This is a genomic window from Arthrobacter sp. MYb221, assembly GCF_002979835.1.
Lineage (GTDB): Bacteria > Actinomycetota > Actinomycetes > Actinomycetales > Micrococcaceae > Glutamicibacter.
The window spans coordinates 57,670-83,512 of record NZ_PCPW01000016.1; the positions used below are offsets into that span (position 1 = coordinate 57,670).

The following is a 25,843-nucleotide window of genomic DNA, read 5'->3' on the forward strand; positions in this document are numbered from 1 at the left end:
TTTCAGCATGTAATTCATGTCGTGCGCGCCGGAGCGCAGACAACGTGTGTTTGGGCACCTCGGTTCGATTTGCACAGGAACATCGGGGAGAATGGACTCGTGCAGCCAGAGAACACTCCCCAGAATGACGCCCAGACCGGCGCGCAGCCGGTCCGCCGCGACCTGAACGACCCCAAAGCAACCTTTGAGGATCTTCCGTTCACCCCGGTACTCACCGAGAAGCAGTCGAAGCGCGCCAACCAGACATTCAAGGGCATGGTCCTGTCCATTGGCTTCACCGTCGCGGTGCTCATTCCGTTGCTGCTGCTGAACCCTGGCACCAAGGAAGAAAATTTCCAGCACGCGGTTGATCTGCAAAAGGTGGCTAGCGACGCTTCCGGCATTGCAGAATTCGAGGTATTCGCCCCGCAGGTTTCCGGCGAGGATTACGCGAATTTCGCCCGCTGGAAGAGCAACCAGGTGCAGGACATCTCTTACTGGGAGTTCGGACTGGTGATGAGCGAAACGAACTTTGTCTACGTTCGCCAGACTGCCGACGCGAATCCCACATGGATTGCGCTGGTCACCGATAATGCTGCCCCCACCGACGAACGCATCGTCGACGGCTCGAAGTGGGAGGTCCGAGTTAAGGACGAGACCACCTACATGATTTCGGAACGCGAAGAGTCCACGCTGATCGTCTCCAGCGACACCGGCGAAGAAGAAATTATGGCAATTGTGCAGGCGGCCGAGGCGCAGATCTCGTAATTTTCGCTTCACCGTGGACATCAGTGCGACCTAACTCTGGACCTCAAGCGTAGAATTTCAGTTATGGATTCTGAACACAGCCAGACACCGTTGACCCCTCAAGAAGCTTGGAAAAAGCTCACCGAAGGCAACAGTCGATTCATCCAAGGCGCCACAGAGCACCCCAACCAGGACGGTGCTCGACGTCAGTCCCTCGTGACGGGACAAGAACCTTTCGCCGTCATTTTCGGTTGCTCCGACTCCCGCCTTGCTGCGGAGATCATTTTTGATGTGGGACTGGGCGACGTCTTCGTGGTGCGCACCGCCGGCCACGTGCTGGACCCGGCAAGCCTCGGCTCGCTGGAATTCGCCGTGGACATCCTCAACATCCCGCTGATCGTGATTCTCGGACATGACAGCTGCGGTGCCGTGACCAGCGCGATCAAGGCCAAGGAATCGGGCATTATGCCCAAGGGCTTCGTGCGCGACCTGGTCGAACACATCATCCCTTCGGTCTTCGCCGCCGAAAGCGCCAACATTACCGATGTCAACGGCACCGTCGTCGAGCATGTCAAGCAGACCACCGCCAGGTTGGTTGATCTGTCGAGCATCATCGAAACCGCAATTGCCGAAGGACGTACCGCAGTGGCCGGCGTTGCCTACAAGCTAGCCGAAGGCGAAGCGCAGCTGGTCTCCAATATGGGCCTGAAATAATCGAAGTGACCCGCGGATTTTCCGCGGGTCACTGCATTTAATCCCGAGCTTATTCCCGGTTTTCGTTAACCTCACTGATGACTGTGATCTTTGAGGCAGATCCCTGTTCCGGCACTCGTTCCAGGCGTATGGTGAGCCTCATGAGCAACAGCGAAGAATTCCGAATTGAACATGACACCATGGGCGAGGTCCGAGTCCCGGCCCAGGCCCTGTACCGTGCCCAGACCCAGCGTGCTGTAGAGAACTTCCCGATCTCGGGCAAGACGCTGGAGTCTGCCCACATCAAGGCGCTCGCGCAGGTCAAGAAGGCCGCCGCACGCGCCAATGAAGCCTTGCAGGTGCTGGACACCGAACGCGCAAACGCCATCGTAGCGGCCGCTGACCAGGTGGCCACCGGAAAATTTGATGCGCACTTCCCGATCGACGTCTTCCAGACCGGTTCCGGCACCAGCTCGAATATGAATACCAACGAGGTCCTGGCCGAATTGGCGACACGTGCGCTGAAGGAGTCGGGAAGCGAAACGGAAGTCCACCCGAACGACCACGTCAACGCCTCGCAGTCTTCCAATGACGTCTTCCCCACTTCGGTGCACGTAGCGGCCACCAACGCGCTACTCAACGACCTGCTCCCGGCCCTGGCAACGCTTGCCACTTCGCTGGAGGCAAAGAAGTCCGAGTTCAAGGACGTGGTGAAGTCCGGGCGCACCCACCTGATGGACGCCACCCCGGTCACCCTGGGCCAGGAATTCGGCGGATACGCGGCACAGATCCGCTACGGCATCGAACGCGTCGAGGCTGCCCTGCCGCGCGTGGCCGAGGTCCCGCTAGGCGGCACCGCGGTGGGGACCGGCATCAACACCCCGGACGGCTTCCCGCAGCGCGTCCTGGAATTCCTGCGTGAAGATACCGGCCTGCCGATCACCGAGGCGCGCAACCACTTCGAGGCCCAAGCGAACCGCGATGGCCTGGTCGAGGGTTCCGCCGCATTGCGCACCATCGCGATCTCGATCATCAAGATCGCCAACGACCTGCGTTGGATGGGTTCGGGCCCGAACACCGGCTTGGGCGAGATCGCGATTCCTGATCTGCAGCCCGGCTCCTCGATCATGCCCGGGAAGGTCAACCCGGTGATCTCCGAGGCAGCCATTCAGGTTGCAGCCCAGGTCATCGGCAATGACACCGCGATCGCTTGGGCCGGCACCAACGGCGCCTTCGAGCTCAACGTCGGCATCCCGGTGATGGCTTCGAACCTGCTTGAATCCATTCGCTTGCTGGCCAACGTCTCGACGGTGATGGCCGAGAAGATGATCGATGGGATTACCGCGAATGTGGAACGTGCGCGTTTCCTCGCCGAGGCTTCCCCCTCGATCGTGACTCCGCTGAACAAGCTCATCGGCTACGAAAATGCTGCGAAGATCGCCAAGAAAGCGGTCGCCGAGGGCCTGACGGTCCGCGAAGCAACCGTTGCGCTGGGTTTTGTGGAGCGTGGCGAAGTCACCGAAGCACAGCTTGATGAGTTGCTGGATGTTTCCACGATGACGGGCAAATACTAGGAGCGAAGGCCAACCCCTTCGTGGCGCTCCAGGTCCTGACGCGGGCGGCCACCGGAGATTCCCGGTGGCCGCCCGCGTGCATTCGCCGGGGCAGTGAGCTTAGAGCTTGATCCAATAACGGCGTTGCGGCTCCTGAAGCCCGAACGGTTCGGCGATCTCGGCTACCGGGCAGACACGTTCCAGCACCCCGCCGCAGGCCTCGATGGTTCGTGCCGAAGCGATATTCGAGTCGGCACAGGTAAGCAGCACTTCTTCGAGGCCACGTTGGCGAGAAATCTCGAGCATTTCGGCGAGCGCCCGCTTGGCCAGGCCGGCTCCGCGTGCACTGGGGCGCAGCCCGTAGCCGATATGCCCTCCGACCTGTTTGAGGGATTCGTTGATTAATGCGTGGCGCAGGCTGACCGCACCGAGGTATTCGCCCTCGCGTTCCAGCCAGAGAGTGCTCTGGTTGACGAAGCCTTGCGGCGGGAGGATTGAGTCGTCGCTGAGGTCCTTGAGCAGTCGTACCCAGCTGGCAAAATCCTCGGGCTTCTCCAACTCCCACCCGAACCTTTCGGCAAAGAATACCGAGGCTCCCTGCTGGTCCTCGCCATTCCATTCCCGGTTGCTCGCGAGCCATGATTCGTGAAGATGCGTGCTCGGTTCGAGCAGCTGTAGCAAAGTCATAGGGCCGATCCTAGTAGTTTCTGGCCGTCCCCCGCCATTGTCGGCAGGTGCCGTCCTGTGTTCCCGATTACTTAAGTTGCACTGTGTGCATCATGAGTGCAAAACTGCATCTTGTGAATAAAAGTGCAACGAACGATTCCGAACCGGCTGCGGCACCTGCCGGGCTCAGCGCACGCATGCAAAAAACGCGCCTTTCGATCACCCAGCACGCACGTGAGCTCACCGCCGAATACGGCTTTGCCGGATTCACCGTGGATCAGCTCTGCGCGGCGGTGGGCATTTCGCGCCGCACTTTTTTCAACTACTTCGCCACAAAGATCGACGCGGTCTTCGGGCACGTTGATGACGGGGTGCCGCACGGCGCAATGGATCGGTTTATGGCCGCCCGGCCGGCAGGAATCACCGGGATCTCCCCCACCCTGCAGGCGGATCTCGTCGCACTGATCATCGAACAGCTGAACCGCGACGAGCAGGCTATCCGCAGCACCCAGGGATTCTTCGCAGCCGTGCATCGCGAACCCGAATTGCTAGAACGCATGATGCAGGTGGGCCCCGAGCGGCAAGCCGAATTCATGAAGCTTATCGCCCAGCGCGAAGGTGTCGAGGCGGACCATCCGGGTCTCGCGCTGCTTGTTCATTCATTGCAGTTCGCCACGTTCAAAGCCATCGACCGTTTCCTCGAATCCGAGCGCGAACGAAGCCTGGCCGAAGAATTCCTCATAGTCATCGAGCTGGCTCGGGAATTGTATTGCCAGCCCTTAACTCGTTCCTAGCCGGACGCCAGAACCACCAGCCACCTATAAATCTCGCAAGGACCCACGCATGTCAACGACCACCGAGTCCCGGAAAATCCCGGAACCGGCGCCGCTGCTCCTGACGCAACGGCGTATCTGGATCATCTTCTCCGCGCTGATCGCCGGAATGATGCTCTCCTCCCTCGACCAGACCATTGTTTCCACCGCCATGCCAACCATCGTGGGGCAGCTCGGCGGCGTCGAGCACCAGGCCTGGATCACCACCGCCTACCTGCTGGCCACCACCATCGTGATGCCGATCTACGGCAAATTCGGTGACGTGCTCGGCCGGCGCAACCTGTTTTTGATCGCCATCGCGCTGTTCACCCTGGCCTCGGTGGGTGCCGCGTTTGCCGGCACCTTCTGGATGTTCGTCTTCTTCCGCGCCATGCAGGGCCTGGGCGGCGGCGGGCTGATGATCCTCTCGCAGGCCATCATCGCGGATATCGTCCCGGCCTCCGAGCGCGGCAAGTACATGGGCCCGCTGGGCGCCATCTTCGGCATCTCGGCCGTCGCAGGTCCCCTGCTTGGTGGATTCTTCGTAGATCACCTGACCTGGCAGTGGGCCTTCTACATCAACATCCCAATCGGGATCGCCGCGTTCCTGATCGCCTGGTTCGCGCTGACCATCCCGAACAAGAAATCCACCAAGAAGATCGACGTCTTGGGCGTGCTGCTGCTCTCGGCCGCCACCACCTGCCTGATCTTCTTCACCGACTTCGGCGGCTCGAAGAACCATGGCTGGGCAGCCCTGGAAACCTGGGGTTGGGGCCTTGGCATGCTGGCAGCCGCCGTGCTGTTCGTGGTCGTCGAAGCCCGTGCGGAAGACCCGATCATTCCGCTCTCGCTGTTCAAGAACCGGATCTTCATCAACGCCACCGCCATCGGATTCACCCTGGGCCTGGGCATGTTCGCGGCGATTGCCTTCGTTCCGACCTTCCTGCAGATGTCCTCTGGCACCTCCGCCGCGGTCTCGGGGCTGCTCATGGTCCCGATGATGATCGGCATGATGGGTACCAGCATCTTCTCGGGTATCGCAATCACGAAGTCCGGCAGGTACAAGGGCTACCCGATCGCCGGTGCCCTGGTCACCGCGCTGGCGATGCTCGCGTTCACCTCGCTGAGCGCCAGCACCCCGTTGTGGCTGATCTGCGTGTACCTGTTCGTCTTCGGCGCGGGCCTTGGCCTGATCATGCAGGTTGTTGTGCTTGTGGTGCAGAATGCGGTGGACCCGATAATGGTCGGCACCGCCACGTCGACGAACAACTACTTCCGCGAGGTCGGTGCCTCGTTGGGCGTGGCGATCTTCGGTGCCATGTTCACCAACCGACTCTCCGAGAAGCTCACCGAGGTGTTCACCGCTTCCGGGGCAAGCGCCACGGACGCCGGCAATGCGACCGCGACTCTGGATCCGCAGACCCTGGCCAAGCTGCCGGAGCAAATGCGCGATGGGATCGTGACCGCCTATGCCGATTCGCTGGCCCCGGTGTTCTGGTACCTGATCCCGTTCATCCTCATCGCCTTCGTCTTGGCCTTGCTGCTCAAGCAGGTTCCGCTCTCGGACACCGCTGGCATGGTGGCACGTGGCGAGGCGATTGGTGGCGAGGAAGCCAAGCTACTTGAAGATGCAGAACGACAAGCAAGGTTGGTGAATCAGCCTCCGCAAGGTGAGTCGGAGCAGGATGCAGCTACCGCCCCGAAAAGCGACGAACGCCCTAGGGTGTAGCTAGCCTCGTGCTAGGCGCCGCCCCGCACCTGCGATTCCTTTCCCCAGCCTGCTGGGAGATGAGGAATCGCTCGTGCGGGGCGTTGTCGTTTTCCAAAGTCTTCTTGTTTACCAAGCGAAGGGCAGGCAAACGACTTATGCGCTTCCGGGGAATCGCAAACTACACCTTGCTCTAGGCGGCGAAATACCCTCCGGGGCGCGGATTCAGCGCCCAGTCGATGGCCCGCTCGTGCAGCGGCGGCAGCCGCGGGCGGTCATCGAGTTCGAAGTAGCCGACTTCCACGTTTTCATCATCATTTATTTCCGCAGTGCCGCCCAGATGCCTCGCCCGGAAGACCACATCAAGATACTGGGCGTGGTCCCCGTTCGGATAGGTCGCCGGCGCGGTGACACCGATGCCCAGCAGGTGGGTCAGCTCGCAGTCGATGCCGGTCTCTTCGTGGACCTCGCGCACCGCGGTGTGCGAGGCTTCTTCGCCGGGATCGATAATTCCTGCCGGCAGGGTCCACAGCCCGTTATCTGCCCGGCGAACCAGCAAGACCTTCGACCCGTCGAGCACAACGACCTTCACCCCGCTGAGCCAGAGCATGTCATGGCCGATATGGGTACGCAGTTCGGTGATGAATTCCGGAGTTGCCATGGGCCTATCGTGTCATAAGCAGGGCCAGGGCCGCACCGAGGATCATGAACGGGCCGAAGGCCACCGCCGACTTGGCAGTGAGCTTCCGCGCGATAATTCCCGCCAGCACCACCAGGCTGGCGAGCACAAAGGCAAATACGCTGCCCACGAATAACGCGGGCAGCGAGAAGTAGCCGAGGTTCAAGCCGAGCACCGCGGCCAACTTCACGTCGCCCATGCCCATTGACCCGCGCGAGACCAGCGCGAGCACCAAGTAGGCCCCGCCCAGAATGACGGCGCCGAGCAGCGCCCAGAGCAAAGGCATGTAGGCTGCCCGCACCGCGCTGAGCCCCAGCAAGAGCAGCGCACTGGCCGCGGCCCAACGCAGCAGCCAGCGGTTCGGCAACCGGTGGCTTTTCACATCGGCCACCGCCAGCGACACCCCGAAGCCCAGAAAGCAGGCGCAGAACAGCATGAGCAGCAACGCCGCACCCACCGATTCCTGCCAAATACCGATCATGGTTAGAGCATAAGCGGGCAGGGACTTGGACTCTAGTGGTGCTTGTGGGGTTGTGAATAACTTGAGCGCTTCTACACTTGAATTATGACCCAGCCAGCAGCACCGCAGTTGTTCCCCGAACATCCGGCACCCGATTCCGCGGCGCGCCGGCGCTTCCGTGCACTGGCCCGCTCGGCTCCCTGGCTGAGCACCTCGCTGCGGCTGGAACTCGATGTCCCGCCGGCCTTCGCCCAGCACTCGCTATCGGGCACGCTGGGCATGATCCTGCGCGGCCGTGAGGCTATCGCCATCAGCGACGAATCCGATACCTTGCGCTACCAGCGCGAATTGTTCACCGCGGACCGTGGCCGCGACTACGTGGCCGCGACCGAGTCCTCCTGGAAGCTTCCGGCCTCGCTCACCTATCCGGTCTACACCAATGACCACCTGATCGCCCGGCGGCCGGACATCGACGGCTACCAGGACCTCTTGCCCTTGGATTTCTTGGCGACCATGCTCGACCCCTTTGAGCTGGCCGGTACCGAGCCGGCATCATTGGACCTCGCCTTCGAACATCCCACATACATCCACGAGCTGGCTCCCACACGCAGCGAGCACGGTCGCGCGCAACTCTCCGCGGTGCTCACCGCAGGCCACAGCTACCAGCCCAGTAGCGACTCATTTACCTTGGTCCCAGCCGGAACTGCTGCGCTGCTTGTCTTGGATTTGGATACCGGAATCTGCGTCGAGCGCCGGCTGCTGGATGGGAGCGAACCGCCGCTGCGCATCGCGGTGCTGGCGAAGAACGAGTACTACATCGACTCGCTGTTCACCGTAGCCACACCCACCATGACTGATGTGCGCGCACACATCCCGTGGACGGTGCGCGCACAGCGCTAGACCAGCGGCCCCTCGAGCATCTCGGTGACCAGCGCCGCGATCGCCGAGCGCTCCGAACGCATCAGCGTCACGTGCCCGAAGAGCGCATGCCCCTTGAGCTGCTCAACCACCGCGGCGACACCGTCATGGCGTCCCACGTGGAGGTTGTCGCGCTGGGCCACGTCGTGGGTGAGCACCACCTTCGAGTTCTGTCCGATACGCGAGAGCACCGTAAGCAGCACGTTGCGCTCCAAGGACTGCGCCTCGTCCACGATCACAAAGGAGTCATGCAGCGAACGCCCGCGGATGTGGGTCAGCGGCAAGACTTCGAGCATCCCCCGCTCGAGAACCTCGTCGATCACGTTCTTGGACACGATGGAGCCCAGGGTATCGAAGACCGCCTGAGCCCACGGTCCCATCTTCTCTCCCTCGGAGCCCGGCAGATAGCCAAGTTCCTGGCCGCCCACCGCATAGAGCGGTCGAAACACGGTGATCTTGCGGTGTTCCCGGCGTTCGAGCACCGCTTCCATCCCCGCGCACAAGGCCAGCGCTGACTTGCCGGTGCCTGCGCTGCCGCCCATCGATACGATTCCGACATTCGGATCCATCAATAAATCCAGTGCGATGCGTTGTTCGGCGCTGCGCCCATGCAGCCCGAAGGCCTGCTGGTCCCCGCGCACCAGCTTGACCGTGTCGGCCGAGACCTTGCGGGCCAGCGCACTGCCGCGCGGCGAGGTAATCACGTAGCCGGTGTTCACCGGAGAATCTTTCGCCTCGGGAAGATCGGTGAGCCGCTCGGTGTCGTAGAGCCTTGCCATCTTCGATTCATCGAGTTCCAGTGATTCCACCCCGCTCCATTCCGAGGAAGCGATCAGCTCGTTGCGGTACACCTCGGCGTGGATGCCGATGGCCGAAGCCTTGATGCGCATCGGCAGGTCCTTGGTCACCAAGGCCACGTCCTGGCCTTGGTCGAGCAGGTGCTTGGCTACCGCCAGGATGCGGGTGTCGTTGTCTCCCGAGCGCATCCCCAAGGGAAGCACCTCGGAGGCGATGTTATTCAGCTCGATGCGCAAGGTACCTCCGGCATCGGAAACCGGAACCGCATCCGCCAAGCCGCCATGGCTGGCGATCAGCTCGTCGAGCAGGCGCAACGCTTGGCGGGCGAAGAAGCCCAGGTCAGGGTCCTTGCGCTTGTGTTCCAGCTCGGTAATGACTGTCAACGGGATCACCACATGGTGTTCCTCGAAGTGGAACATCGCTTTCGGGTCCGACAGCAACACCGAGGTGTCGATGACGTAAGTTCGGACAACCGAGTCGGTAGTTCGGGTCATAGCAGCGCACCCATTCTCGAATCCGGCGTGGGGGAATCTCCCCACGCTTCAGTGGGAAGTTCCGCCACCGGATGCCAAGGGTGACCCACGAATTGCTCCGGGGAAACGCCGCATCTGGTCATCTAGTGAGGAACCTTTCGGTCAGCCGGGACTGTGTCATCCCGCCATATTCTCACCATAGACCGCAAAGGGCTCCAGTAGGTTAAGCGCAAGTATCATTTTTTTGAACGCTAGATACTTGGCATTTCACTGGGCTATCAAGCGCCGAACCGGCGCTGGCGGTCTGCGAAGTCGCGTAGCGCGCGGAGGAAATCGACGCGCCTGAAGTCCGGCCACAACGCTTCGCAGAAATAAAACTCGGAGTAGGCACTCTGCCAGGTCAAGAATCCGCTGAGCCGTTGTTCACCGCTGGTGCGTATCACCAGGTCGGGATCCGGCTGCCCCTTGGTGTACAGGTATGACTCCAGCTCATCGATGCATAGCGACTCGCTTACCGATTCCAGCGAACGTCCGTGCTCCGCTGCATCGTGCAGCAATGACTTGATCGCGTCGATAATTTCCCGCCGGCCGCCATAGCCGATAGCGACATTCACGTGCACCCCGGTGCGGTGTGCCGTGATCGTTTCCAGGGCCGATAGCTTCGTGGCAAGTTCTTCGGGCAACAGATCCAGCGCACCGACTTGCTGCACCTTGACCTGGTTGGTCTCCCCCAACCGATCCAGGGTGTTGCCGATGACCTTGAGCAGGTCGCGCAGTTCGCTGGGTTCGCGGTTCAGATTGTCGGTGGAGAGCATGTAGAGGGTGACGACCTTGATTCCCAGGTCCTCGCACCATTCAAGGAATTCAAGGATCTTGTCTGCTCCGGCCTGATGGCCGGCAAGGGTCGGGCTTCCGGCAAGCTTTGCCCACCGGCGATTACCGTCAACCATCACCCCAATGTGGTGCGGAAGCTTGTCACTGGGCAACGACTTCGCTAGGCGCCGTTCGTAGAAACGGTACACCAGAGAGGGAAATCGCACCTGGTTCCTCGCTTTCGCACACAATCAAAGAATTCTTCTAACTAAATCTATCGTGTTTCGCCGCGTGCCCGGTGCATCCAACCGGGCCGGCTCAAGGGTTATTGACCACGCAGCATCCGCAAGAATGCGTCTACTCCGGTCACCGGAAGGTTGCACAATTGGAGCCTGCAGGGCTGGATTTGCAGGCTCTGCACGTCCTTGGACGCTTCGCCGGCGCTCCTGGCTTCGATCCCCAGTCCCTTGCAAAGCGCCCGTAATCTCACGCGTTCCGCGTTGCTGCCTCCGGTGAAATTCACATAATGCACCGTCGCGTCGAGCACCGCTTGCACCTCTAGCGCGGTTGCCACCTGGGTGGGCGCTTCGCCGGCGAGCGCCGAAGCGTGCGCACTGAGCTTGCCTGCCTGCTCAAGCCGGTCGGCGCCCAGCGCATCGAAGCTCCCGTCCGCCATGCTCTGCAGCGCCTGGCGCGCCATGGCCTTGGCGTAGAGCGCCCCGGCGGCGGGGATGGCATCATCGAGTACCGTGACCGGTGCGATATTTGCGCGCTGCTTGCTCAGCCGTGCATCTAGGCTGACGGTATCTCGTGGGATCCCGGTTTCGGGATCGAGGAAGCTCGCAGCACGCTCAAGCAGCACCCCGGCGCGCTCTTGCCATGTGGCACGCTTAGGGCTTTGGCCCAGCGCCAGAAACCCCAGGGCGAGGGCAGCATAGTCCTGCAAGGTCCCCTCGTTGCCGGCCGCCGGCTGACCGGCGAAGCTGACTCGGGCAAGGGTCCTAGTCTGCGCGTCCCAGTGAACCTCCCAGAGCGTGGTCGCCACCTGCTCGGCAAGTTCTCCGAGCCACGGGTCGGCGAGCAGTTCGCCCGCCTCCGCGAGGGCCTCGATCGCCAGCCCGTTCCATCCGGCAATGATTTTCTCATCTCGCCCCGGACGTTCGCGAGCGGCCCGCAGGATGCGCAGCTGCTCCTTGAAGGCCTCCCAGATCTCGACCTGGTCGTTTGCCGGCGCCTCGGTCAACGACAGGTGGAAGTAGCCGGGATCTTCGGCCACCGCCGCGAGCCGCACCAGACCCGCAGGCAGCTCCACTCCCGCCCGGCGCAGCGCCTCGGCGCATTCTTCCCGGGTGAAGGTGTAGGCCGCTCCCTCGACGCTTTTTCCGGCACGCATTGAATCCGCATCCAACGAGGCGGCCAACGCACGATGCGCTTCGCCTTCCGCTCCGGTCAGCAGCTCGGCGGACAAGAATTGCGCGGTATCCAGCGCCGCCTGCCGGGACAGCTGCGCAAGCTGCGCTGCACGCACCGACTCCGCGGTGTCCTGTGCCGCCAACTCTTCGGCAAAGACTGCGGTGCGCGCACACAGGGAGAGCAAACCCGCATTGTCGTAGAGCATTTTTTCAAAGTGCGGGACCGCCCAGTGCTCATCCACGCAGTAGCGGGCGAACCCGCCGGCCAGATGATCGCGCAGACCGCCAAGCAGCATCGCCTCGATGGTAGTCGCCAGCGCATTGAACCCTTCAGCGCTGCGCTCGGGGTTCAGCATCACCGTGCGCCACAGGGTTTTTAGCGCCCAGCTCGGTGGGAACTTGGGCGCCGGGGTGAATCCACCTTCGGGTTTGGTCGCGGTAATCCAATGCGTGCTCGCGACCGCAAGCGCCTCGGCTACCGGAGAGGTGCTCGGCAGGGTCAGTAGTGTCCCTTGCCGGGAGCCAAGTTCGGCCAGATGGTTGGCGAGCATATCGGCCTGCTCTTCCAGCCCTTCACGGCGTTCCTCCCAGGCCTGATGCACCGCGTCGAGCAGCTGGGCGAAGGAAGGAATCTTCCCCCGGGGTTCGCGGGGGTAATAGGTGCCGGCGTGGAAGGCCCTCCCGTCGGGCAGGGTGAAGATCGTCATGGGCCAGCCGCCGGAACCCGTCAAGGCTTGAGTGGCCATCATGTAGGTGTCATCCACCAACGGGTGTTCCTCGCGGTCCACCTTGATCGCGACAAATCGGTCATTCAATTTTCCAGCAATCCCAGGGTCATCAAAGGATTCGTGGCTCATCACGTGGCACCAGTGGCAGGCCGCATAGCCGATGGAGAGCATTACCGGAACATCCCGCAGCCGGGCCTGCTCAAAAGCCTCATCACCGTAGGGCCACCAGTCAACGAGCTGGTGCGAGTGCTGACGCAGGTAGGCAGAGGAGCTTGTGGCGATTCGTTGTCCCATAGCGCCATTCTGCCCCATGAGGATTAGAGCTCACCTGCAAACGTGGCCAAAGGCAAAATCGGTTTGCTAGGCCACACTGCGTTCCCGCATGGCCCGCCCGATCAGAAACGGAAAGCCTCGTGCCGGGCGCACCAAAAATTTGGCGCACACGGCACGAGGCCTTGATCCAACTGCCGTGAAGCTTAGCTGTCTTCGGAAGCTTTCGGATCTACCGGATCGGTAGATTCTTGGCGTGGCTGGTTCTCGCCCTTAATCATCAGCTCATTCTGCTTAGCCTCGGCTTCCGAGGCGTAGCGCACGCGGCGTACGCGGCGCACCATGTCGCGAATGAGGAAGATTACTGCCAGTGCCAGAAACGCGGTGAACACGAACCCGAGGAAACCCGGGCCATAACTGTTCTCGTCCAAGTTTTCGTTCTGCACTTTGGTGCTCGCAACCAGCATGGTCGCGTAGATCGCATTCACGGTGTGGGGACAACTCTTTTCTGGGACTGGTTGGTACTTAGCTCTATCTTAGTCCGGCAAACAGATCTGTTTCGGGCAACTCGGTGGCAACCTTCGAGGAGATCAGCGTGTAGTCCTCCCACGGCCATGACTCGGCATAGATGTGCTCGGGGACCGCGAAGAAGAAACCTTCCGGGTCAATCTGGGTTCGGTGCGCTAGCAAGGCCTGATCGCGCAGCGTGAAGTAGTCTGCGCAGTGCACCTGGGTGGTGGTCGTATGTGGCGAAACCCACTTGAACATTTCGTTCTCTTCGTCGTTTTCCCACATGGCAACACGTTCGGTGTACGGAGATTCGTAGCCAGCTTCCAGCATTGCGTAGTGCAAGGTGCGGAAGCGGTCAGAGGAGAACGCACGGTCGAAGTAGAGCTTGTCCACTTCCCAAGGTTCACCGAGCTCGGGGTACATCTCCGGGTTTCCGGCTTGTTCGAAAGCGAAGGTGGCGACCTTGTGGCTTTGGATGTGGTCCGGGTGCGGGTATCCGCCATTCTCGTCGTAGGTGGTAATCACGTGCGGACGGAATTCGCGGATCAGCTTGATGACACCAGCTGCCGCGATTTCCACCGGCTGCAGTGCGAACGCGCCGAAAGGCAGTTCCGGCAACGGCTCTCCCTCGGGCAGGCCCGAGTCGACGTATCCTAGCCAGCGGTGTTTAACCCCGAGTACCGCGGCGGCTTCAGCCATCTCCGTGCGGCGCACGCCGGGCAGGTCACGATGCGCGTGGGCCAGTTCCCCGACCGCAGCGTTGAGAATGTCACCGCGTTCACCGCCGGTGCAGCTGACGACCATGACCTCGGCGCCGGCTTCAACATAGGCGGCCATGGTGGCAGCCCCCTTTGAAGACTCGTCGTCCGGGTGGGCATGAATTGCCATGAGACGCAGCCCCTGGGACGGCGCTAACTTCTTCACGTCGTGAATCTCCACGTAAAATCTTCCTTCTGCACTGTGAACAGGCCGGTATGCCGTCATGGCATACCATCAATGACAACTCTCACGTAGACCCGAGTTATTCCCTGAACCGCCTGCCGGTAGACTAAGAGATACCTCATAGATAGCGGCAGAGAGTGGTACAGGGTAAGCGATGTCTGATCCAAGCTTAACGGCTCGATACAACAACCCCAAGAAACGCCCGCTGTCCAAGCGCACCCGCTTCCTGCTCATCGGTGGCGCGCTGACCGTCGGTGTCGCCGGTGCGGCGTATATCGGATTCGCAAACTTCAGTGCCATAACCGCGCAGGACATCGAATTTTCGGTTGCCTCGCCAGCTCAGGCGACCGCGGTGATCGAGGTCGAATACAATTCCAAGCACCGTGTGCAGTGCGATGTGAGAGCGCTGAACGAGTCCAAGGCTACCGTTGGCTTTACCAGCATCGCGCTTGAATCCGCCGATCCGGGTCAGCTGACTACCCAGCGCATCACGGTGCCGCTGCGTACCGATAACCTTGCCGTCACCGCTGGGGTAGAGGCTTGCTACAAGGTCCCGAACGATTTCTCCGAGTAACAATTAGCTCGTTCTTCTTCCCTCAGAGCTGAATCTATTGGGATTATTTCCCAAACACGACTATTATCGTTGGAAAGTACGTTTAACCCCGCATCGGTTTGTGCGCCTAGTTGAAAAGCAACTGGGACAGGAGCCTAGCGGGGTCTTTGCTTGCATCCGCCGAAATTCGACAGATCGCCAATTCGTACCGAATCTGACTTCTTCAACGCCACCGCATGGTGGCGTTCGGCTTTGCCGTCCACCTCGGACGGTTAACAGAAGAAGTCCCTGACAGACCAAAGGAAGTACAACGTGAGCACCAACAGCAACGAACCTGTCGTGTGGCTGACTCAGGAGGCCTTCGACCGCCTTCAGAACGAACTGACCTTCCTCTCCGGCCCAGGCCGCACCGAAATCGTTGCCCGCATCGAGCAGGCACGTTCGGAGGGTGACCTCAAGGAGAACGGCGGCTACCACGCTGCTCGTGAGGAGCAAGGCAAGGCCGAGGCCCGCATCCTTTATCTCAAGGACCTTCTGCGCCGCGCCCACGTAGGCGAAGCGCCCGCAGATGACGGAGTGGTCGAACCAGGCATGCTGGTGGGTGCCACCATCGCTGGTGATGAGACCACCTTCCTGTTCGGTTCCCGTGAGGTTGCCGGCGACAGCGACCTTGAGGTGTACTCGGAGCAGTCCCCAATCGGCAAGGCAGTGCATGGCAAGAAGGTTGGCGACAAGCTGACCTACACCGCACCCAACGGCCGCGATATCGCCGTGGAGATCATCTCCGCCACGCCATACGAGGGCTAGTCCCCTACGCATCAAAAGCAGCTGGCCTGACACTTGAAAAAGTGTCAGGCCAGCTGCTTTTCATCTGTACTTTCGAAATTAGGCTACCGAGCCGCCAGCGCTGTTCGTGATGTGCGGGTCAAAGCCCTCGGCACGCAGATTATCCAGCACATGCTCGGAATGCTTATGGCCCTTGGTTTCCAAATCGATGGTGATCGCTACATCGCCCATGGACAGCGAGCCGCCGATGCGCGTGTGGTCCAGACGAGTCACATTTGCATCCGATTCGGCGATGACCCGCGAGATGGTCGCCAACGCACCTGGACGGTCCGGCAGCATGATGCGCACGGTCAGGAAACGACCGGCTGCGTTTAGACCACGCTGGATCACCTTGAGCATCAGCAGCGGATCGATATTTCCGCCCGAGAGGATCACCACGGTAGTCGCCGGGTCAATTCCATGGGCTTTCAAACGGTCCTCCAGCAGGGCCGCGACGCCTACGGCACCAGCCGGCTCCACCACCAGCTTATTGCGCTCCAGCAGCACTACCAGCGCCTGCGCCAGCGCATCTTCGGAGACCGTCACCACGTCATCAACGAGTTCCTTGATGATGGCAAACGGCAACTGCCCCGGCTTGCCCACCGCGATGCCATCAGCGATGGTGTGCACCGTGTCCAAGGGCACCAGTGCATCCGCGGCCAGCGACGGAGGGTACGCGGCGGCATTTTCTGCCTGCACGCCGATCACCTTGATGTCGCGGCCCAGCTGACGAGCTTTCTCCTTCAATGCAATGGCCACACCTGCCAGCAGGCCGCCGCCGCCCACGCCCATCAGCACGGTCTCCACTTCCGGAAGCTGCTCCAGGATTTCCAGGCCAATAGTTCCTTGGCCGGCAATGATGTCGGGGTGGTCGAAGGGGTGCACAAACACCGCACCGGTTTCATCGGCAAAACGTTGCGCCTCGGCCAGCGCCTGATCGACGGTGTCCCCATGCAGCACCACTTGCGCGCCGTGGTCTTGGGTGGCCGCAAGCTTCGGCAGCGCCACCCCGCGCGGCATGTAGATGCGTGCTTTAATTCCTAGATGCGCCGCCGCTTGGGCCACACCCTGCGCATGGTTGCCTGCCGAAGCGGCCACCACTCCGCGGGCCTTCTCTTCGGCGCTGAGCTTTGACATGCGTACATAGGCGCCACGGACCTTGAAGGAACCCGCGCGTTGCAGGTTCTCGCACTTCAAGAACACCTCGGCGCCTGCATGCAAGGAAAGTACCCGCGAATGCTCGATCGGGGTGCGGGCGATCACCGGTTCGAGCACTTGTGCTGCGTGCTCGATATCAGCCAAGGTGACAGGTAGTTCAGGCTTGCTGCTCATCTATTCCTCATTTGCGAAGTTCTCGGTGCGCCGGCTCACCGGCGGTTGTTCGGGGGAAGTTTCGGTGGGCTGCTCTGGAGGGGCGTGAGGATCCTCGCCAACCCCATATTGTTCGCGGACGAACGGGTCATCGTCCCATCCGCGCCGAGCTAGGTATTTCACCACCGAATTCAATACGGCCATGATCGGTACGGCGAACAGCGCTCCGGGGATGCCAGCCACCATGGCTCCGCCGGCGACTGCGAGCACCACTGCCAGCGGATGCAGGCTCACCGCCTTGCCCATGATCAGCGGTTGCAGGATGTTCGATTCGGCCTGCTGAACCAGCAACACCACGCCAAGCATGATCAGCGCGTTGATCCAACCGTTGGCGACCAGCGCCAGGAGCACCGCCAATGCGCCGGTAACCAGCGCGCCGATGATCGGGATGAAGGAGCCAACGAAGACGATCACGCCCAGTGGCATCGCTAGCGGAACGCCCAGGAAGAACGCGCCAAAGCCAATGCCCACCGCGTCAATGAAAGCCACCAGCAGCTGCACGCGCACGTAGCGCACCAGAGAGAACCAGCCGCGGCTCATCGCGCCGTCCATGGCGGGACGGGCGCGAAGAGGCAGCAGGTTGATCAGGAACAGGCCGATCTTCCGTCCATCGAGGAGCAGGAAGATCAGCGTGAACAGGGCCAGCAGGACTCCGGTGACGATCTGGCCGAGCGCCGAACCCCAGCTGATCGCTTCGCTCAAGATATTCGTGGCGTTCGAGCGTAGCTGGCCTAACGCGTCATCGATGACGTTTTGCAGGTCGTCATTGGTTAGCTGCAGGGGGCCATTAAAAAGCCAATCCTGGACCTGTTCCAGCCCTGCGATCGACTGGTTCCACAGTGCTGCGAACCCGGCGGAAAGGCGCTGGCCGGCCATCGATAATCCGCTCACCACCAACGCGAGGAAGCCAAGCACTGTGAATCCCACGGCCAATCCGCGCGGCACCGCCAACTTACGATTCAGCACGTTGACGATAGGGGATAGCAGACCGCTGATCAGTGCGGCGATCATCACCGGGATCAGCAGCAAAGACAGCTGCGACAGGAGCCAGACAATCGCGCCTACGGCGGCGGCCACCACGAGGAAACGCCAGGACCACCAGGCCGCTAGCCGCACCCCATAGGGCATGTCATCCGCATCATGGAAATCCACGTTCGCTGAGCGTGGAGTCGGTCCCGGGCTGGTTTTAGCTGGTAGCACCACTCGGAACCGGCGCAGTCGCGACAGCCGGTTACTCTTCATTTCTCTAAGTTACCGTGAGTTCCGCGCCGCACCGGGATCCATGTCGGTATTGTGACACAAAAAACAGAACCAGTGCCCGTATTGGGCACTGGTTCTCAAAATCTATTCCAATATGGTTATTACTCTTCGCGCAGAATAGCCAGAATGCGCAGAATCTCGGTGTAGAGCCAGACCAGGGTCATGGTCAGGCCGAAGGCACCGCGCCAAGCCATGATGGCCGGGGCACCCTGGCGGGAAAGCTCCTCGATCATGGTGAAGTCGGAAACCAGCGCGTAGGTCGCAAGCAGGACCGCAACGACACCGATGATGACGCCGAGCATACCGCTGCGCATGCCGAACATGCCGTCAACCGTACCGGTCATCATCATGACCATATTGACCAGCGAGAAGACCACCATGCCGATCATCGCGATCATGAACATCTTGTTCAGCTTCGGGCTCATCCGGTACTTGCCCGAGCGGTACAGCGCCAAGGTCACGCCGGCGACGCAGAAGGTCGCGACGACCGCCTGGATTGCGACACCCGGGTATAGCCCGTTCAGGAACTGCGACAAGCCGCCGAGGAACAAGCCCTGGGCTACTGCGTACAAGAGAATGAGTGCCGGCGATGGCTTCTTCTTGAACACGTTGACCAGGCCCAGCACGAAACCGACCAGTGCGCCTGGCAACATCAGGATTGGCACTGCCCAGCCCGCTGCGGCGCCAAGCACAACAAGTCCCAAGGTAAGGATGGTCTTGTTGATGGTGTCACCGACCGTCATGCGACCGGTGTCGTGGCTAGTGGCCGATGGCTGCTGGTACATGCCCTGCAACTGGTCGGCGCTGAGGTTGCCGGATTCGTGGAATCCGACCGGACTGCCTGCATTGGAGCCAGTGCCCCAGTTTGCAGACTGGTTCTTGGAACCGAAGATCGGGTTACCGCTCAACCTGAATTCCCCCATAAGTCGTTTGTTCAAGCACAAGCCCATCGCCTGTGTCCTGCTACCGATCTTATTTGGGTTTGCTGTGAATCGGCTCAGCCATAGGGATGATATCGATATATTTGGCCTGAATTATGCCTAGAGCGTGTGCATCTTCCGCTTCGCTTCATGGTTAGGCCGCTAGCCACGTTAATTGCGAGCGACAGAACTTCAATCCCATCCCCTTTGACCCCGGCAGCATGGGGGAATTTTTGCCTGCAGCGTCGCAATGCAGAGCCAGAGGGAATCGCCTCGTGGAGATGGCCTCCTGCAAGTGGCGGCCCCGCCGATAGCAATGGCCTTGTGTGGTTTCAGTACCGTCCGATGCGGAAAACTAGGCCGTCCTGGCTTGCTTCCGCGCGATTCATGCACTCTTGATGCGATCCATTTTTCTGCATTGGCAATGGCGCGGCGAATTCCAACGTGTTTTTTCGAGGGCTGGGCTACGGGGGAAATTGAATCCTGGCGTTCGCCAATACCCGGCATGCTCGACGTCGCCATAGCAACCCGGGGCCGGGACGTACAGTCGTTGGAACGCGTTGCTTGGGGCCTCATGAGCCAATCCAAGTGGCAGAATCCAGCTCTGGAATTTGTTCCTGAGCTCCGCGGAACCAGGACGCTTCAGCGTCGTCTGCACTCGGTCGGTGGCCGAAGGACTGATAGAGATCCGCTTTGCCAGAATCGACAAGTCAACTGCAAAGCACCAGTATTCAAGCAAAGCAAAGGCCGCTACTTCCCCGTGTTTACAGGTAAGTAGCGGCCCTTTCACAGGTGCCCCCAGTGGGACTCGAACCCACAAGCCTTTCGGCAGCTGATTTTAAGTCAGCCGTGTATGCCAATTCCACCATGAGGGCAAGACTCTAAAATCTTACGCGATCAGATCGTAAAATCTGAAATTCCCGCATCGATCAGTGCCACAGGGGCCAGAAGTAGCTTCCGGCCCCTGTGGCGGTCATTCGTCGATCAAAACAGCTTACTTCGCTGAAGTAGCCTTCTTGGGATTAGCCGATTCTTCGAAGGCCGCGCGAGGGGTCTCCAAGTTGTTCAGCTGCACCGCGTCGCGCGAGAAGAACCAAGCAACCATCCAGTCGCCCAGGACGCGGAACTTGCGCTCGAAGGTTGGCATGGCCATACCGTGGTATCCGCGGTGTGCCATCCAAGCTGGCCAGCCCTTGAGCTTCAGGCCAACTACCTTGGCGACGCCCTTGTTCTGGCCGAAGCCTGCAACTGCGCCGAGGTTCTTGTGCTTGTACTCCTTGATGGTGCCTACGCCGTAGCGCGATGCATACAGGTTCTTCGCCAGCAGCTTGGCCTGGCGCACTGCGTGCTGTGCGTTCGGCACGCAGGTGCCATCCGGCAGACCGCCGGTGACGTCCTTCACGGCCGAGATATCGCCGGCAGCCCAGGCGCCGTCCAACGGGTTGCCGTTCTCATCCTTGATCCGCAGATCGGTGCGGGTCTCGATGCGGCCGCGCTGTTCGATTGGGAAATCGGTGGAGCGCACCATCGGGTTCGCCATGACACCGGCGCACCAGATCAAGGTGTCTGTGCCGAATTCGCCGGCTGGGGACTTGTCTGCCATATTGATCAGCTGCAGGTTTCCGTCGGTGGCATCTGCCAGCGAGGTGTTCAGCAGGACCTCGATACCGCGGCTGCGCAAGTGGTCAACAACCCACAAGGCCTGCTCTTCGGTAACTTCCGGCATGATGCGGCCCATCGCCTCAACGAGAACAAAGCGGACTTCCTTCTCATCGACGCGGTCGTTGAGCTTGACCAGGTGACGAGCCATGTCTTCAAGCTCGGCAATGGTTTCGATGCCAGCGAAGCCGCCACCAACCACAACGAAGGTCAGCGCGCGCTTGCGTGCAACCGGATCGGTCATATTCGCTGCGGACTCTATGCGTTCGGCAACCTTGTTGCGCAGTGCTACCGCTTCTTCGATGGTCTTCAGTCCGATGCCTGCATCGCCCAGTCCCGGAATCGGGAAGGTGCGGGTGATGGCGCCAGCGGACATCACGATATCGGTGTATTCCAGCTCGAATTCTTCACCGCTGACCGGGGCGACAACAGCCTTCTTGCTAGCGTGGTCAATGCTCAGCACGCGGCCATTAACCAGCTCGGAGTGCTTCAGGTGCGCACGGTGGGAGACCACCGCGTGGCGTGGTTCGATATTGCCACCTGCAACTTCTGGCAGGAATGGCTGGTAAGTCATGTATGGGTTCGGGTCTACGACGGTGACGATGCCACCGTGGTCCTTGACCTTCTTCTGCAACTTCATCGCGACGTAAAGGCCAACATAGCCACCGCCAACGACAAGAATGCGCGGACGCTTCTGGGAGCTTTCGATGATCGACATACTCTTGATTCTACGCGGAATATCGGAGTTAGTGAAAACATTCACTAACTTTCTCTGTTGCCTTCGTCTCTCCGCCCGCACAAGTTCCTGCCGCGGCGGAGCGCACCGGGAGAATTCCGCGCTTTCCAGCTGAAAACCTACCCTGGAAACGGTCATCGGACACCGGGCGCCTACCGCCACGGGTTAACCCGAACTGGCGGTGAGCCAAAGGAGTTCTATCTCCTTTGGCTCACCGCCAGCAACAAGTTTCGGCTACTTATCGTCTTCCGGGATTTCGTCGAATAGATCGCGCCCATCGCCCGACTTGCCGACCTGCAATTTACTCAGGGCCGCGAGCTCGGCTTCACGGATTTTCTTTTGCCGTCGGGCACGAATTCCTACCTGCGCTCCCCCGCCGAGGAGTACCAGCACCAGCAGGATTCCACCGCCGAGCACAATCACCGGCTGCAGTGCCGGGGCCGAGTCATCGGGAAGGATCGGTTCGGGAGCCGCTACGGGATCCAGCGTCGACTTCTCCATGGAGACCCCTGGATCCGGCGCCTCGGTCTTTTCATCTGAATTTCGGCGATGGATCCGAATCCACTCGGTAATGGTGTTCATCGGATTAGTCTCGGCCACCGGCACATTTGCGGTCAGCGCCGCGTGCGCATCGATAATGCCGTAACCGTACAGATTGTCCACACCGGCCGCGCCGGTGTCCTTGGCGGTCTGCAGGATTCGGTTGATCACCTGTGGCGCTTTCATCTCCGGATGCTCGGCGCGAATCAGCGCGGCCACGCCGGCGACCAGCGGCGCAGCGCCCGAGGTACCGGACCAGCGGGCGTATCCGCCGCCGGGCAGGCCTCCGACGAGCTGTTCGGCGGGAGCGGCGACACCGATGGAGATACCCTCGGTGGAGGAATCCTTCGAAGCCTTGCCCGACTCATCGACCCCGGCGACCGTCAGCACGCCGGGGATCGTTGCCGGGGCACCGACCTGGCTCATCCCGCCCGAACGGTTGCCCGCGGCGGCCACGATGACCACATCCTTGTCCTCCGCGTACTTGAACGCGTCATCCCAGCTTTCGGGCCACGCCGGCGAGGTGGAGCCAAGGGACATGTTGATCACCTTCGCGCCGGAATCAACTGCCCAGCGCACCGCCTTGGGGATCTGCTCCTCGACGGGAATGCCCGAAGGGTTTTCCCCGCCCATCCACAAGGACACCGAAAGCAGATCGGCTTCCGGAGCGACGCCGAGCACTCCGTCATTGCCCGCACGCAGGGGCGGCACCTTCTCGTATTCGGGTTCCTCGGGGACTTCTACCGGCTCTTCGTCGTCCGCTTTGTCTTCATTTTTTTCTTCGGCGTTCTTCTTCGCGCGTTCCCACGCGGCCTTCAGCCGTTCGTTCTCGGACTTGATCCGCTCAATCTCTTGCTTATTGTTGCCGCGCCCGCCCAGCAAGGTGGCCACCAGGGTGCCGTGCTCGCTCATCACACCGATCGGCCTATCGCCCTTAGGCCCGCCGGAACCAGACATGTCCGCCCCGCCGGCGATCGCGCCCTTCAGATCAGGGTGGCTGGTATCGATGCCGGTATCGATGATAGCGACCTTGACGCCTTTGCCCTTGGTGACCTTGTGCGCCTCGGTAATGCCCTGGGCCGCCAACCAGTATTCGCTGCTGCGGATATCGTCCGCATGGGCCGGAGCGGCGCCAAGCACCGTAGCCCCGGCCAGTAGCGCCGCCAACACGGCAGCCAACAAGGTACGCGCCGCGACGGGCTTGCCGGTAGTCAAGTGACCCACGATCATCTCCTCGCAAGGGGCTCCGGCATGCCGGGCCAGTAGGGCTAGAACTGCAGTTGGCTAGTTACGCGCGGCCGAGGCCGTGATTCCATCGAGAATATCGTGCTCCGAGGCGATCAACGTCATCGGACGGTTCTGGCTGGCTCGTTCGAGGTAACCCAGAATGCGTTCCACGATCAACGCGCCGGCCTGAATCACATCCACGCGTCCCGGATGCATGAAGCCCAACGCCTCGCGTTCCGCACGGCTATAGGAGAGCATTTCACCGGTGGCTCGGCGCATCTGCGGGAAGGAAAGCTGGGCGCCGTGGATGGCTGCCGAATCATAGGCGCTCAACTTCAGCGCCTGCGCGGTGAGGGTGGTAAAGGTACCGGCCACCACGATCACCGTATCCACACGGGACACATCGACTCGGCCGTCCAGCGTGGCCAGCGTGTCATCGATGAACTCGATCGCCCCGTCGCGGTCGGCAAAGCGTTCGGTCACCCGCACGCAACCCATATCCAGCGAGGCCGCGGCCAGCGGTCCGGAATCGTCACCGAGGACAAATTCGGTGGAACCGCCGCCAAGATCAATGACCAGCAGCTGGCCGTCCTTGGCGTGGCGCACCGAGGCCGCGCCGGTAAAGGACAGGCTCGCTTCTTCATCCCCGGTGATCACCTCGGGGCTCACGCCCAGGATGCCGGTGACGGTGGACAGGAAGACCTCGCGGTTCGAGGCATCACGCGCCGCGCTGGTCGCCGCAAAACGGATCTGCTGGACTGAATGCTCATCGCACAGTGCCTTGTACTCGCGCACCGCGGCGAAGGTACGTTCCAAAGCTTCGGGAGCGAACCCGCCGGTGGCGTCCACGTCCTGGCCCAGCCGAACCACGCGCATGGTGCGCACGACGTCACGCAGCTGCACGCCGTCGGGCTCAACGGTGGCATCCGCAATCAGCAGGCGGATGGAGTTCGTCCCGCAGTCGATTCCCGCTACGCGCATCAGGCTTGATCCGCTTCGGTGGCTTCGCGCTCGGCACGCTTGCGTGCGCGCTCGGCGCGTTTCACTGCCGGGTCAACTCGCTCTTGGGTCTTCACATGGCGCGATCGATCCAGGCTCGGAGCCGCGCCGGTGGTATCCCAGGCGCCTTCGCAGAAGCATTTGTCCTTGGTCCACCATTCCGCGATCCCCGCGATGGCCTCGTCACCCAGCGGGTTCACGCCCTCGCCGGCCGCCAGCGAATGCCCCACGAGCACATGCAGGCACTTCACCCGGCTCGGCATGCCGCCGGCCGAGACGCCGTCGATCTCCGGGACCGCCCCGGTGCCCGAACGCTCGCCGATCGCCTCGCGGTTCGCCAGATAGGACTCGTGCGCCGACACATAGTCGGCGGCCAGCTGCGAATCCTCGCCCAAGCGATCGTTCATGGCGCCCATCAGCCCGGCGGCTTCCAACCGGGACACCGCGGCGGTGATGACCGGATGCGCCAGGTAGTAGGTGGTCGGGAAGGGGATGCCGCTGGAAAGCCGCGGGGCGGTGGTCGCCACCAGCGGATTGCCGCACACGCAGCGTGCACCGATCTCCACCACATCGCGTACCGGACGGTTCAGCTGGCGGCTGAGCGTATCCAGGTCCTGCTCGCTGGGAACACGTCCGGCGGCATCGAGGGCTTCGCGGATTGGCTTATCAGTCAAGTTATCGTCTTTTCGCGTCGTGTGGTTCGTCCCTGGTGCAGGGAGCCGGTAAGTTATCAGTCGGTCGCCGAGCGATGCACCGAATCGAGCAGCGCATCAACCCATGGAAGATCGGCGCGCACCTCATAGGTGCTGCCATTGCTTGTTTGGACTTCTTCCTCAGCTGGAAGTTCGCCCACCACCTTGTACAGCTTTTCGCCCGGCATCACCAAGTTTATCCGTTCGCGGGCCTGCTGCTTGATATACAGCGGGTCGTCCCAACGTGCGATCTCGGCCTTCAGATCGTCGCGCTGCTGCTCCTTCGCGCTGATCGAGGCACGCAGTTCGTTGATTTCGGTCATTTGGGTGCGGTAGAAGTTCACCGTGGGCACCAGCATCACGGCGAAGAACGCGAGCACTACCAGCAGTGCGGCCACGCGTCCGGAGAAGCGATGGGCCGCCACCGGTTCGCCGGCTGGCAGCTGGCTGTGTGCCTCGGCCTTCTCCCCCGGCTTGCGGCGGACTGCGGCGGAGAACTTCACCCGGTCATCGCGGCGGCGTTCGCTCTGCTTCTCCTTGGCACGTTCGCGCAGCGGCGCCTTCGGTTTCCCCGCGGCGGGCTTGGCTGGCCGCGGCGCCGCGGGCGCGCCAGAAGAACCGGTGCCAGCTGTTTTGCGTTCCGGGGATGGAGCCGTCCGCGCCCTGCGCGCCGCCGGAGCATTCCTTTTCGCGCTTGGTACCACGTGCAACGCGTCGGTGGCTGGCTCCGCCTGGTGGGCCCCACTGGTTTCACTGCGCGCGCCGGCTGCCGGTGCTTCGTCTATTTCGCTACGTTCACCGGAGTCAGCTTCCGGTTTCCCGGTGCTTGCTGGGGTGTTTCGTCGCGGCATGCGCGGTGGTCGCTGCGCCATACTCCCCCATTCAAACTCGTACTTCCAA

General features: G+C 61.4%; 24 protein-coding genes and 1 tRNA gene. 8 read left to right on the forward strand and 17 right to left on the reverse strand.

Annotated elements, in window-relative coordinates; all coding sequences use genetic code 11:
- Positions 1 to 99: 99 nt before the first annotated feature.
- The 3 genes from CQ015_RS16215 to CQ015_RS16225 all read left to right on the forward strand — a co-directional run bounded on the left by CQ015_RS16215 (position 100) and on the right by CQ015_RS16225 (position 2,993).
- On the forward strand, positions 100 to 747 hold the full coding sequence (locus tag CQ015_RS16215; protein WP_105570244.1) for a DUF4245 domain-containing protein: 648 nt from the start codon (positions 100 to 102) through the stop codon (positions 745 to 747).
- A gap of 63 nt (positions 748 to 810) precedes the next feature.
- Positions 811 to 1,440 (forward strand): carbonic anhydrase, encoded by a 630-nt coding sequence (locus CQ015_RS16220; RefSeq protein WP_096287701.1) that lies wholly within the window; start codon positions 811 to 813, stop codon positions 1,438 to 1,440.
- Positions 1,441 to 1,580: 140 nt separating this feature from the next.
- The gene (locus CQ015_RS16225; protein ID WP_105570255.1) at positions 1,581 to 2,993 is read left to right on the forward strand and encodes a class II fumarate hydratase; all 1,413 of its coding nucleotides are present in this window, start codon (positions 1,581 to 1,583) and stop codon (positions 2,991 to 2,993) included.
- Positions 2,994 to 3,092: 99 nt separating this feature from the next.
- Here CQ015_RS16225 and CQ015_RS16230 read toward each other — a convergent pair whose 3' ends face one another.
- Positions 3,093 to 3,659, reverse strand: a complete 567-nt coding sequence (locus CQ015_RS16230) for a GNAT family N-acetyltransferase (protein ID WP_105570245.1) — start codon at positions 3,657 to 3,659, stop codon at positions 3,093 to 3,095.
- Between the two features lie 113 nt (positions 3,660 to 3,772).
- Here CQ015_RS16230 and CQ015_RS16235 point away from each other — a divergent pair, with 113 nt between their 5' ends.
- Entirely contained in the window at positions 3,773 to 4,432 is a 660-nt protein-coding gene (locus CQ015_RS16235) for a TetR/AcrR family transcriptional regulator (RefSeq protein WP_255248489.1), read from the forward strand.
- A gap of 49 nt (positions 4,433 to 4,481) precedes the next feature.
- Positions 4,482 to 6,179 (forward strand): MDR family MFS transporter, encoded by a 1,698-nt coding sequence (locus CQ015_RS16240; protein WP_105650639.1) that lies wholly within the window; start codon positions 4,482 to 4,484, stop codon positions 6,177 to 6,179.
- Between the two features lie 172 nt (positions 6,180 to 6,351).
- Here the strand turns inward: CQ015_RS16240 and CQ015_RS16245 are convergent, their stop codons facing one another.
- Both CQ015_RS16245 and CQ015_RS16250 read right to left on the reverse strand, forming a co-directional pair.
- Complete coding sequence (locus CQ015_RS16245) at positions 6,352 to 6,819, reverse strand: NUDIX domain-containing protein (RefSeq protein ID WP_105650640.1); 468 nt, start codon at positions 6,817 to 6,819, stop codon at positions 6,352 to 6,354.
- 4 nt (positions 6,820 to 6,823) lie between these two features.
- Entirely contained in the window at positions 6,824 to 7,318 is a 495-nt protein-coding gene (locus CQ015_RS16250; protein WP_176484236.1) for a prepilin peptidase, read from the reverse strand.
- 84 nt (positions 7,319 to 7,402) lie between these two features.
- Between CQ015_RS16250 and CQ015_RS16255 the strand changes: the two genes are divergently transcribed.
- On the forward strand, positions 7,403 to 8,197 hold the full coding sequence (locus CQ015_RS16255) for a hypothetical protein (protein WP_146114083.1): 795 nt from the start codon (positions 7,403 to 7,405) through the stop codon (positions 8,195 to 8,197).
- Here CQ015_RS16255 and CQ015_RS16260 read toward each other — a convergent pair.
- The 5 genes from CQ015_RS16260 to mca all read right to left on the reverse strand — a co-directional run bounded on the left by CQ015_RS16260 (position 8,194) and on the right by mca (position 14,107).
- The gene (locus CQ015_RS16260; protein WP_105570248.1) at positions 8,194 to 9,507 is read right to left on the reverse strand and encodes a PhoH family protein; all 1,314 of its coding nucleotides are present in this window, start codon (positions 9,505 to 9,507) and stop codon (positions 8,194 to 8,196) included. The genes CQ015_RS16255 and CQ015_RS16260 overlap by 4 nt on opposite strands.
- A gap of 257 nt (positions 9,508 to 9,764) precedes the next feature.
- On the reverse strand, positions 9,765 to 10,526 hold the full coding sequence (locus CQ015_RS16265) for an isoprenyl transferase (protein WP_096287719.1): 762 nt from the start codon (positions 10,524 to 10,526) through the stop codon (positions 9,765 to 9,767).
- A gap of 98 nt (positions 10,527 to 10,624) precedes the next feature.
- On the reverse strand, positions 10,625 to 12,733 hold the full coding sequence (locus CQ015_RS16270) for a thioredoxin domain-containing protein (protein ID WP_181150449.1): 2,109 nt from the start codon (positions 12,731 to 12,733) through the stop codon (positions 10,625 to 10,627).
- Between the two features lie 182 nt (positions 12,734 to 12,915).
- Positions 12,916 to 13,197 carry a hypothetical protein gene (locus CQ015_RS16275; RefSeq protein WP_105650643.1) on the reverse strand — a complete coding sequence of 94 codons (282 nt, stop codon included), beginning with the start codon at positions 13,195 to 13,197 and terminating at the stop codon, positions 12,916 to 12,918.
- Between the two features lie 43 nt (positions 13,198 to 13,240).
- Positions 13,241 to 14,107, reverse strand: coding sequence for a mycothiol conjugate amidase Mca (gene mca / locus CQ015_RS16280; RefSeq protein ID WP_096287807.1), 867 nt, complete (start codon positions 14,105 to 14,107; stop codon positions 13,241 to 13,243).
- Between the two features lie 208 nt (positions 14,108 to 14,315).
- Between mca and CQ015_RS16285 the strand changes: the two genes are divergently transcribed.
- Together CQ015_RS16285 and greA are read left to right on the forward strand one after the other, a co-directional pair.
- On the forward strand, positions 14,316 to 14,735 hold the full coding sequence (locus CQ015_RS16285) for a DUF4307 domain-containing protein (RefSeq protein WP_096287725.1): 420 nt from the start codon (positions 14,316 to 14,318) through the stop codon (positions 14,733 to 14,735).
- A gap of 291 nt (positions 14,736 to 15,026) precedes the next feature.
- Positions 15,027 to 15,521, forward strand: coding sequence for a transcription elongation factor GreA (greA, locus tag CQ015_RS16290; protein ID WP_096287727.1), 495 nt, complete (start codon positions 15,027 to 15,029; stop codon positions 15,519 to 15,521).
- Between the two features lie 78 nt (positions 15,522 to 15,599).
- Here the strand turns inward: greA and ilvA are convergent, their stop codons facing one another.
- The 9 genes from ilvA to CQ015_RS16335 form a co-directional block, all read right to left on the reverse strand.
- Positions 15,600 to 16,871 (reverse strand): threonine ammonia-lyase, encoded by a 1,272-nt coding sequence (gene ilvA / locus CQ015_RS16295; RefSeq protein WP_096287729.1) that lies wholly within the window; start codon positions 16,869 to 16,871, stop codon positions 15,600 to 15,602.
- Positions 16,872 to 18,062 carry an AI-2E family transporter gene (locus tag CQ015_RS16300; protein WP_258133612.1) on the reverse strand — a complete coding sequence of 397 codons (1,191 nt, stop codon included), beginning with the start codon at positions 18,060 to 18,062 and terminating at the stop codon, positions 16,872 to 16,874. It abuts the gene before it with no gap.
- Positions 18,063 to 18,271: 209 nt separating this feature from the next.
- The gene (locus CQ015_RS16305) at positions 18,272 to 19,093 is read right to left on the reverse strand and encodes a Bax inhibitor-1/YccA family protein (protein ID WP_096287733.1); all 822 of its coding nucleotides are present in this window, start codon (positions 19,091 to 19,093) and stop codon (positions 18,272 to 18,274) included.
- A 790-nt stretch (positions 19,094 to 19,883) separates the two neighbouring features.
- A tRNA-Leu gene (locus CQ015_RS16310) sits at positions 19,884 to 19,965 on the reverse strand.
- 119 nt (positions 19,966 to 20,084) lie between these two features.
- Positions 20,085 to 21,467: an NAD(P)/FAD-dependent oxidoreductase gene (locus CQ015_RS16315; protein ID WP_105650644.1), complete on the reverse strand. Its 1,383-nt coding sequence runs from the start codon at positions 21,465 to 21,467 to the stop codon at positions 20,085 to 20,087.
- Between the two features lie 252 nt (positions 21,468 to 21,719).
- A complete protein-coding gene (locus tag CQ015_RS16320) occupies positions 21,720 to 23,249 on the reverse strand; it encodes a S8 family serine peptidase (protein WP_255248491.1) in 1,530 nt (509 codons plus the stop codon).
- Between the two features lie 60 nt (positions 23,250 to 23,309).
- Positions 23,310 to 24,233 (reverse strand): Ppx/GppA phosphatase family protein, encoded by a 924-nt coding sequence (locus CQ015_RS16325; protein ID WP_105650645.1) that lies wholly within the window; start codon positions 24,231 to 24,233, stop codon positions 23,310 to 23,312.
- Complete coding sequence (locus tag CQ015_RS16330) at positions 24,233 to 24,925, reverse strand: DUF501 domain-containing protein (protein ID WP_096287741.1); 693 nt, start codon at positions 24,923 to 24,925, stop codon at positions 24,233 to 24,235. Before CQ015_RS16330 ends, CQ015_RS16325 begins: the two co-directional genes overlap by 1 nt.
- Positions 24,926 to 24,981: 56 nt before the next feature.
- Positions 24,982 to 25,815, reverse strand: a complete 834-nt coding sequence (locus tag CQ015_RS16335; protein WP_105650646.1) for a septum formation initiator family protein — start codon at positions 25,813 to 25,815, stop codon at positions 24,982 to 24,984.
- Between the last annotated feature and the right edge of the window lie 28 nt (positions 25,816 to 25,843).